This window comes from Leyella stercorea (assembly GCF_021531355.1).
In the GTDB taxonomy this organism is placed as follows: Bacteria; Bacteroidota; Bacteroidia; order Bacteroidales; family Bacteroidaceae; genus Prevotella.
The window spans coordinates 1-9,680 of record NZ_JADYTS010000093.1 but is presented as its reverse complement, the minus strand read 5'-3'; the positions used below and the strand labels follow the sequence as shown (position 1 = coordinate 9,680).

Annotated in this window: 7 protein-coding genes; 4 read left to right on the top strand and 3 right to left on the bottom strand. The window is 48.5% G+C overall.

Going from position 1 to position 9,680, the window contains the following annotated elements:
* Positions 1-94 precede the first annotated feature (94 nt).
* Positions 95-481 carry an FMN-binding protein gene (locus I6E38_RS13340; protein WP_235394460.1) on the bottom strand — a complete coding sequence of 129 codons (387 nt, stop codon included), beginning with the start codon at positions 479-481 and terminating at the stop codon, positions 95-97.
* Between the two features lie 2 nt (positions 482-483).
* Positions 484-2,076: an L-aspartate oxidase gene (nadB, locus tag I6E38_RS13335; RefSeq protein ID WP_235394459.1), complete on the bottom strand. Its 1,593-nt coding sequence runs from the start codon at positions 2,074-2,076 to the stop codon at positions 484-486.
* A 143-nt stretch (positions 2,077-2,219) separates the two neighbouring features.
* Here nadB and pepT point away from each other — a divergent pair, with 143 nt between their 5' ends.
* Positions 2,220-3,443: a peptidase T gene (gene pepT / locus I6E38_RS13330; protein WP_235394458.1), complete on the top strand. Its 1,224-nt coding sequence runs from the start codon at positions 2,220-2,222 to the stop codon at positions 3,441-3,443.
* Between the two features lie 492 nt (positions 3,444-3,935).
* On the opposite strand, the gene I6E38_RS13325 is transcribed toward pepT, so the two are convergent.
* Positions 3,936-5,510, bottom strand: a complete 1,575-nt coding sequence (locus tag I6E38_RS13325) for an ATP-binding protein (protein WP_235394457.1) — start codon at positions 5,508-5,510, stop codon at positions 3,936-3,938.
* Between the two features lie 141 nt (positions 5,511-5,651).
* Here I6E38_RS13325 and I6E38_RS13320 point away from each other — a divergent pair, with 141 nt between their 5' ends.
* The 3 genes from I6E38_RS13320 to I6E38_RS13310 all read left to right on the top strand — a co-directional run bounded on the left by I6E38_RS13320 (position 5,652) and on the right by I6E38_RS13310 (position 9,569).
* Positions 5,652-7,934, top strand: a complete 2,283-nt coding sequence (locus I6E38_RS13320) for a cation:proton antiporter domain-containing protein (protein ID WP_235394456.1) — start codon at positions 5,652-5,654, stop codon at positions 7,932-7,934.
* A gap of 381 nt (positions 7,935-8,315) precedes the next feature.
* Positions 8,316-8,999 carry a 5'-methylthioadenosine/adenosylhomocysteine nucleosidase gene (locus I6E38_RS13315; protein ID WP_235394455.1) on the top strand — a complete coding sequence of 228 codons (684 nt, stop codon included), beginning with the start codon at positions 8,316-8,318 and terminating at the stop codon, positions 8,997-8,999.
* Positions 9,000-9,086: 87 nt separating this feature from the next.
* On the top strand, positions 9,087-9,569 hold the full coding sequence (locus I6E38_RS13310) for an S-ribosylhomocysteine lyase (protein ID WP_235394454.1): 483 nt from the start codon (positions 9,087-9,089) through the stop codon (positions 9,567-9,569).
* Positions 9,570-9,680: the final 111 nt, after the last annotated feature.

Below are 9,680 nucleotides of genomic sequence, written 5' to 3'. Positions count from 1 at the left end.
AAAGCCCGAGCTTGTGAAAGTTCGGGCTTTGTGATATTTTAAAAGAGGGTGTGAATTTTGACACACCCCCTTTGTATTTATACAATTTGTTGGCTTATTTGTTTTCCTTATAATATTTCAGTCCGCCCTTAACGTTCTCAATGAGTGCTTTGGATGAATAGGTGGCACCGCTAACGCCGTCAACTTTCATTGTTGAGGCTTCGTTGACGGTTTTGCCAATGAACTTCTTTAGCAATTCTTCAGCATTTGCATATACCGAAGGTGTCTCATGGTTGGGCAGCGACTCTATTTTCGTTATCTTGTTGCCTTTGATGTATATCTTCAGTGGGGTTTTGCCTTGAAAACCACGAGCCTTAACGATTGACGACGTATTGACAATGGCTGTGCCCTTGCTATACTTTATTACGTCCTTAGCTACGCCAGCGCTCATAAGGGCGAAAGCAAAAACAGCAACAGTAATGGAGAAAAATTTCTGCTTCATAATTAAAGTTTCTTGTCGTAAGCGTGCAGCGGATAGTCGGTAGTATAGTGCAGTCCGCGGCACTCCTTGCGCTCAATAGCCTGACGGGTGATGAGATATCCCACGTTGATCATGTTGCGTAGCTCGCAGATGTCGCGGCTTGCCTTCACGCGTTTGAAGAGGGCTTCGGTCTCTTCATACAGCAGGTCGAGACGATCCCACGCACGTTTCAGTCTTAAGTCGGAGCGTACTATGCCTACATAGTTTGACATAATCTCGCCAACCTCCTTCACGCTCTGTGTGATGAGTACCTTCTCCTCGTTGGTCATAGTTCCCTCGTCGTTCCATTCGGGCACCTTATCGTTGAAGTCGTACTCGTCGACATGTTCAAGCGAGTGCTTTGCAGCAGCATCGGCATATACCACAGCCTCAATCAGCGAGTTGCTGGCAAGGCGGTTGCCGCCGTGCAGACCCGTGCATGAGCATTCGCCGATGGCGTAGAGTCGCTCAATGCTCGACTGGCCGTTCAGGTCAACCTTAATGCCACCGCACATATAGTGGGCTGCCGGACGAACGGGTATGTAGTCGGTAGTGATGTCGATGCCTATAGATTTGCACTTCTGATAGATGTTGGGGAAGTGCTTTTTGGTCTCTTCCGGATTCTTGTGAGTTACGTCAAGACAAACATGGTCGATGCCGTGTATCTTCATCTCCTTGTCGATGGCACGAGCCACGATGTCGCGCGGAGCAAGCGAAAGGCGCTTGTCGTATTTCTCCATGAACGACTCGCCGTTAGGCAGACGCAATATGCCACCATAACCGCGCATAGCCTCGGTGATGAGGAAGGCTGGATGAGTCTCGCCCGGATGATATAGGGCAGTGGGGTGGAACTGTACAAACTCCATGTCCTTAACTGTTCCCTTGGCACGATATACCATAGCCTCACCGTCGCCGGTAGCTATTATCGGGTTGGTAGTGGTCTGATATACAGCGCCGCAACCGCCGGTACACATCAGCGTCACCTTGCTCAGATAAGTGTCCACTTTCTCTGTTTCGGGGTTCAACACGTATGCACCATAGCAGTTGATGTATGGTGTGCGGCGTGTCACGCGAGCTCCGAGGTGGTGCTGAGTGATAATCTCCACGGCGAAGTGATTCTCCTTGATGTCAATGTCAGGACAATTGCGCACAGCCTCCATCAGTCCGCGCTGTATTTCGGCACCCGTATCGTCGGCGTGGTGCAGAATGCGGAATTCAGAGTGTCCGCCCTCGCGATGCAGGTCGAACTCGCCGTTTTCCTTGCGGTCGAAGTTGACACCCCAATTCACAAGTTCCATTATCTGTTCGGGCGCATTGCGCACTACCTGTTCTACGGCCTTGCGGTCGCTGATATAGTCACCCGCAATCATAGTGTCCTCTATGTGCTTGTCGAAATTGTCGACAGCGAGATTAGTTACTGAGGCCACGCCACCCTGGGCAAACGATGTGTTTGCTTCGTCGAGCGAAGTCTTGCAAATGATGCACACCTTACCTTTGTGTGCTCTGGCTACCTTCAATGCGTAGCTCATGCCGGCTACACCGGCTCCGATAATAAGAAAGTCGTATTTGAAAACCATCTTTCAACTTTTTTATAAGACGTTGCAAATTTAGGTAAAATTCTGAAGAACTTGTAATAATAATGGTGTTTTTTTTTGTCGTTCCCGAATAAATGGACTAACTTTGCTCATATAATATTAATACTACAAACATATCTATAAAAATGGAAATAACCGAAAGATTTTTGAACTACACCCAGTTCGACACACAGTCGAGCGAAGAGTCGGATACCGTTCCGAGTACTTCCAAGCAATTGATATTCGCCAAATACCTTAAGGAGGAACTTGAGCGCGAGGGCTTGAGCGATGTGGAGATGGACGAGCAAGGCTACATCTACGCTACGCTGAAGGCCAACACCAAGAAGAACATCCCCACTATCGGATTCATCTCTCACTATGATACATCGCCCGACTGCAGCGGTGCCAACATCCATCCGCGCATCGTCAAGAACTACGACGGCGGCGACATCGTGCTCTCTGAGGGCATAGTATCAAGCCCGGCTAAGTTCCCTGAGCTTAAGGCTCACGTGGGCGAGGACATCATCGTTACCGATGGTACCACTCTGCTTGGTGCCGACGACAAGGCTGGTATTGCCGAAATTGTGCAGGCTATGTGCTGGCTGCGCGACCACGACGAGATTGAGCACGGCGACATCCGCGTAGCTTTCAATCCTGATGAGGAAATAGGTATGGGCGCACACCACTTCGATGTTGCCAAGTTCGGATGCCAGTGGGCTTACACTATCGACGGTGGCGACCTCGGCGAATTGGAGTATGAGAACTTCAACGCTGCCGGTGCCAAGGTACACATCAAGGGTGTCAGCGTGCATACCGGTTATGCTAAGGGCAAGATGGTCAACGCTTCACGCCTGGCTATAGAGTTTGCCGAGATGATTCCGGCTGCCGAGACTCCAGAGGAGACTGAGGGATATGAGGGATTCTACCATCTGCTCGGCATCAACTCATGCTGCGAGAAGGCTACTCTGTCGTACATCATACGCGACCACGACCGCGACCGCTTTGAGGATCGCAAGGACTTCATCGAGGACTGCGTCAAGAAGATGAACGAGAAGTGGGGTGAGGGTACTGTCAGCGTTGAGCTTAAGGACCAGTACTACAACATGAAGGAGAAGATAGACCCCAACATGCACGTCATCGACATTGTGCTCAAGGCAATGCAGGAGAGTGGTGTCGCTCCTAAGGTGCAGCCCATCCGTGGCGGCACAGACGGTGCACAGCTTTCGTTCAAGGGATTGCCTTGTCCCAATATCTTCGCCGGTGGCTGCAACTTCCACGGTCCTCACGAGTTTGTGAGCATCCAGGTTATGGAGAAAGCCATGCAGGTAGTAATCAAGATTTGTGAGCTGACAGCCCACTATAACGACTAAACCGTATATAGTAGCGGAGGTCTCCGGTCTCTGCTACTATCTTATATTTGCATTTCTAACCGCTCAAAACTGCGAGTTGAACGCACAAAGAAATCTTTGGCGCGAAATTCTCGAGTTTTGAGCGGTTTGTGTTATGTCGCTAATATACAATGAGTTATGATAGTGTTGACGTCTGCAAGCAATTTTTTGCTTCTCAAAAAACTTACATTTCCTTGCAAAAGGACCACTTTTACCTTCCAACTGTAGTCCTTTTGCCTTCCAACTGTATTCCTTTTGCCTTCCAAAAGTACTCCATTTTCATTGCAAAGAAGCCTTAAATTGAAGAGTTGCGTGTATTATGCTATTAAAAAATCGTCAAAAACAGCCACGCAAATCTCTAGAATCACTTTTTTATTTGTAATACTTTTTTACTATGTGTACGATATTTGCATCAAAAATTCAGCGTTGTTGCCACTGATTTCAAACAAAATCGTTTTTTTTTAATTGAAATTATCATTCCACGACTTTCCAATTAATAAGTCCCTTGCCCTCACTGTCTAATTCCACGGCCAGACCGACAACCTTGCGTGGGTCTCCCTTGAATGGTTCGATGTATCTACAATCACGAATTTGTTGTTCGGCAGCATCAAGTCCACCATTATTAGAGAGTTTAAGTTCGAGGACATAGATGTATCGTGACAGCCATGCCACGAGGTCAATACGACCAGTGGCAAGCATTCGTTCTACTTCCACACGTATGCCAATGGCGTTGAGTATAGTACTGATGATGAGGCGGTAGCGTTCCTCCATGTCCATTGATGCCAGTTTCTTGTTGCTGTATGGCACGTCGGCAATGAGTGAGCGCAGGGTTTTCTTGGCATCGTCAAGCATTCCAGTGCCAAGTTGGCGGTATAGGTTTGCTTGTAGCGATAGGGTGTCGCCTTGTTTTCGCATAGTCAGTGCAGGCAACACCATTTCGTTGAGAGCCTGTCTTACTTCTTCGTTGGGAATTCCAAGTATATAGCCAAACTCGTCGCTGTCTTTTATTGTTATATATCCCGATTGGTAAAGGAAAAGCTCGGGGCCGCCTCCCGTAACATCTGAAGTTTCGAGAATGCCGCGAAGCACACTGCAATGGTCGAAGTCGTCGAGGTGTAGTTCCATGTCATTGACAAACTTGGGCAATAGTGATGTAGCACCCGATGATGCCCAGTAAGATCTGAGCCGCTTTTGGTTCAGTGCATTAACAAGACTGAATGGATTGTAGACATCAATCATGTTAGTATCGCAGAAATGATACCCGTCGTAATAGTCTTTGAGGTTAGCCAGAGTTTCTTCGACGGTCCATTTGTTATATTCCGCCATCTGCTCAATCTCAGGCATGAAGTTGTCCACCATTTCCTGCTTTGAAATTCCGCATATTGTAGCGTACTGCGGTTCAAAGCTAATATTACTAAGATTGTTGAGCACTGAGAAAAGCGAAATCTGCGTGAACTTGGTTATGCCAGTGATAAAAACAAAACACTCCATTTCGTCGTCAGCTTTAAGAATGGCAAACACCTCACGATACACGGCTGTGCATGTCTCGTGTTCATGAGTGTGCCATGAGTGTTGCAGCGGCGAGTCGTATTCGTCAATAAGTATAGCCACTTGTTGTCCGGTTTGTTGGTAGGCGGTTAGAATGATGCTGTCAAAACGGTTGGCAAGCGACGAATTTGGTCTTGGCGATATGTTGTATTTTTCCTCATATCTACTGAAAGCCAAATCAAGATAAGAGCGTAGGGTGGCTTCCGTAGCTCCGCCACGGCTCATGTCAAGACGTATGACGGGACGTTTTATCCATTCATGCTCCAATTCCATTATCTTAAGTCCATCAAACAGGTGGCGTTGGCCCTCAAAGTAGGCTTGCAGCGTATCGACAAGCACAGATTTGCCGAACCGGCGTGGACGGCTCAGATAATTGTATTGCAATCCGTTGTTGGCCAGTTGCCAAACTATATCGCTTTTGTCAACATAGAGATAATTCTCCTCGCGAATTTTTTTGAACGACTGTATGCCTACGGGAAGTCTTCTTGTTATTGCTGCCATAATGTTTGCTCTTCTGTTTCTTATGCAAATCTAACAATAATTTTCGGTATATTCAAACAAAAATCGTTATCTTTGCATTGATTGTATTTGGTAGCTCTTACAATTAAACATTATTCATTAATAATTAAACATTAAACAAGCGTGTCAGAAGTTCCCACTCTAATAAACGACCTTGCCCTTATACTTATTGTGGCGGGCGCGGTCACACTCATATTCAAGAAACTCAAGCAGCCGCTCGTGTTGGGCTACATCATGGCTGGATTCATTGTCAGTCCGCACATGCCGTATACCATGTCCGTTATCGACCGCACCGACATAAAGACGTGGGCGGACATAGGTGTGATGTTCCTTCTGTTCTCTTTGGGTCTTGACTTCTCGTTCAAGAAGATTATCAAGATGGGCATAACGCCCGTCATCACTACCCTAACCATAATCTTCGCTATGATGACGCTCGGCATAGTGGTGGGCCATGGGTTCGGCTGGAACCGCATGGACTGCATCTTCCTTGGCGGAATGCTTGCCATGAGCTCCACCACCATTATCTACAAGGCATTCACCGATATGGGGCTGCGGCAGCAGAAGTTTGCGGGTCCCGTGATGAGTGTGCTCATACTTGAAGACGTGCTTGCCATTGTGATGATGGTGATGCTGTCGGCATTGGCAAGCGGAGCAAATCCCGACGGAGGCGAGATGATAGGTTCGGTCATGAAGATAGGCTTCTTCCTTGTGCTGTGGTTTGTTGTGGGCATCTTTGCCGTGCCGCTCTTCCTGCGCCTTACGCGCAAGCTCATCAACAACGAGACACTGCTCATCGTGTCGCTCGGACTGTGCTGCCTCATGGCAGTGGTGTCTACGAAGGTGGGTTTCAGTTCGGCTTTCGGAGCATTCGTTATGGGCAGCATCCTTGCCGAAACCATTGAGGCAGGCAAGATAGAGAAGCTTGTAGCCCCCGTGAAGGACCTCTTCGGAGCCATATTCTTCGTGTCGGTGGGCATGCTTGTCGACCCCAAAATCATCGTGAGCTACGCCGTGCCCATAGGTGCATTGGTGCTGACAATACTTGTAGGTCAGGCTGTGTTCGGCACGTTCGGCTTTCTCATAGGCGGACAGTCGCTCAAGTCAGCCATGCGATGCGGCTTTTCGATGGCTCAGATTGGCGAATTCTCATTCATCATAGCTTCGTTGGGCGTTTCGCTTAAGGTTACGGGCGAATTCCTTTATCCCGTAGTTGTGGCAGTGTCGGTCATCACCACCTTCCTCACACCCTATATGATACGCTTCTCGGTGCCCTGCTACGGAGTGCTCGAGCTCCGATTGCCCAAGACGTGGATACGTGCGCTCAACAATATCACGCTGTCGCATCCGTCTACAGCACCCAAGGGCAACTGGCACAGCCTTATAGCGCAGATGGCACGCATCACGCTCATCTACTCCATCTTGTCCATTGCCGCCATAGCCCTGATGTTCACGTTCTTCCTGCCCTTCGTGCGCCACTTGATGCCGGGCATGCACTGGTGGGCAAACGGAATATGCGGTGTGCTCACCATAATGATCATAGCCCCCTTCCTGCGTGCCATTGTCATGAAGAAGAATCACTCCGAGGAGTTCCGTGCGCTGTGGGGCGAGAGTCGCAGCAATCGTTTGCCGCTGCTTGTCACCATCTTTGTGCGTATAGTCATAGCCTCGGCGTTCGTTTTCTATATCTGCAACTATCTCACACGATTCACCAATGCCCTCCTGCTCACCATAGCCGTGGCGATAGTGCTCGTAATGATTCTGTCCAGACGACTCAAGAAGCAGAGCATACTGATGGAACGCCTCTTTGTGCAGAACCTTCGCTCGCGCGACATAGAGCAGCAGGTTCTCGGACTCAAGAAGCCGCTGTACGAGGGTCATCTGCTCGACCGAGACATACATATATCCGACATTGACGTGCCCGAAAACTCCACTTGGGCAGGTCATAGTCTTGCCGACCTGCGCTTGAGCAATCGCTTCGGTGTGCATGTCAGCAGCATACTGCGTGGTCATCAGCGCATCAACATACCTGGAGGCGACAACATCATCTTCCCGGGCGACCGTCTGCAGGTGATTGGCAGCGATGCCCAGCTAGCCTCTTTGCATGCAGCCATCGACGGCGACATAGTGCCCGACGACCCCGATATAGAGAAGCGTGAGATGCGACTCTCGCAGATTGTCATCGACCGCCACTCGCCCTTCGTAGGCAAGACGCTCCCCGAGACCGGTATACGCGACCTCTACAACTGTATGGTAGTAGGCCGTGAGGAAGGCAAGGAGAACCTCTCGATGGTCAGCCCGACCTATCGCTTGCGCCTTGGCGACATAGTATGGATAGTAGGCGAAGAAGCCTCGATTCAGAGTCTGACGCTTGCCAATAGTGGCAGTGTGGAGGCTGTAAAACGCTAAAACAAGCGGTTTGCCTAATAAAAATGGTGGTTTGTTGAATTAATTTGTATGTTGACGTATATGTTTATAACTTTGCAATCGTAAAAAAGAAATAATTGATTAGAGAATTATAACAAGACATACATCAGATTACGTTTCATACACATTAAGCAATGTTATTTTACAAAGACTACAATTATTAAATTTATTAGGTACGTCTGCAGAGGCGGACAATCGTAAATGAATGAATTTTGTTGTTGATTAATAATTCTTTTCGTGAGAAAAGGTATTATACAACGGGACCTGCGTAAGGCCCCGTTTTTTTGTTGGTACAATCCTATTGTCCCATCGGCAAAAATGAGTAACTTTGCAAGTCGAAAACATTAATAACAGGATATAGCAATGAGAATAGGAATAATAGTGGCTATGGACAAGGAGTTTGCACAGTTGCAGACTCTCGCCACAGACAAGGCTGTTGAGACACACGATGGCCGCACGTTTATAAAGGGGCGTATCGGTGCCAACGAGGTGGTGATGCAGCAGTGTGGCATCGGCAAGGTAAACTCTGCCATTGGCGCTGTGGAGATGATAAGCCGTTACAGCCCCGACCTCGTCATTTCGACTGGTGTGGCTGGTGGAGCCGATACTTCGCTCAATGTCACCGACGTAGTGGTGAGCACCGAGTGTTGCTATCACGACGTTTATTGTGGCGACGAGTGCCAGATGGGGCAGGTTATGGGTCAGCCGGCACGCTTTGGCTGTCCTGCCGAACTCGTAGATAAGGCTACTTCGCTCAATTGCGAAACCCATGTGCGCAGCGGTCTCATCGTCAGTGGCGACTGGTTTGTCAATTCGCGCGATAAGATGCAGTCGATACTTGACAATTTCCCCGATGCCGAGGCGGTCGACATGGAGAGCTGCTCTATTGCCCAGACGTGCAATATATACAGCACGCCATTCATCAGCTTCCGTATCATCAGCGACATTCCGCTCAAAGACCATAAGGCACAGATGTATTTCGACTTCTGGGAGCGCATGGCTGAAGGCTCGTTCGAGGTGACAAAGGCTTTCCTTGAAAGCATTTAAAGGTAAAAGGGTAAAAGAGTAAAAAAGTAAAAGGGTATAAAAATAAAAAAGTAAAAGAGTAAAAAGGCTAAATCATATATAAATAATATGGAGAAGATACCAAGCTTTACAATCGATCACAACCGCCTGTTGCGCGGTATATACGTTTCGCGCAAGGACAATGTAGGTGGCGACGTTGTCACCACATTCGACATTCGCATGAAGGAACCCAACCGTGAGCCGGCGTTGCATCCGGGTGCCTTGCATACCATCGAGCATCTGGCTGCTACCTATCTGCGCAACGACGCACAGTGGAAAGACCGCATCGTGTATTGGGGACCTATGGGATGTCTCACCGGAAATTATCTGCTCATGCGTGGCGACTTGCAGCCCGAAGACATAGTAGAACTCATGCAGCGTACATTCCGATTCGTTGCCGACTTTGAAGGCGACATTCCGGGTGCTGCACCGCAAGACTGTGGCAACTGGCTTCTGCACGACCTGCCTATGGCACGTTGGGAGTCGCGCAAGTATTGCGATGAAGTGCTCGACTGCATCAAACCTGAAAATATGCACTATCCGGTGCGCTAACAATGGCTCAGTGGAAAAGTACTGGGGATGTTTTTTTTGTTTCATAGTATTTTGTATCTTTGCATTATGAACATGCTTGAACAATTAGCCCATCTAGTTCTTCCCAAAGAA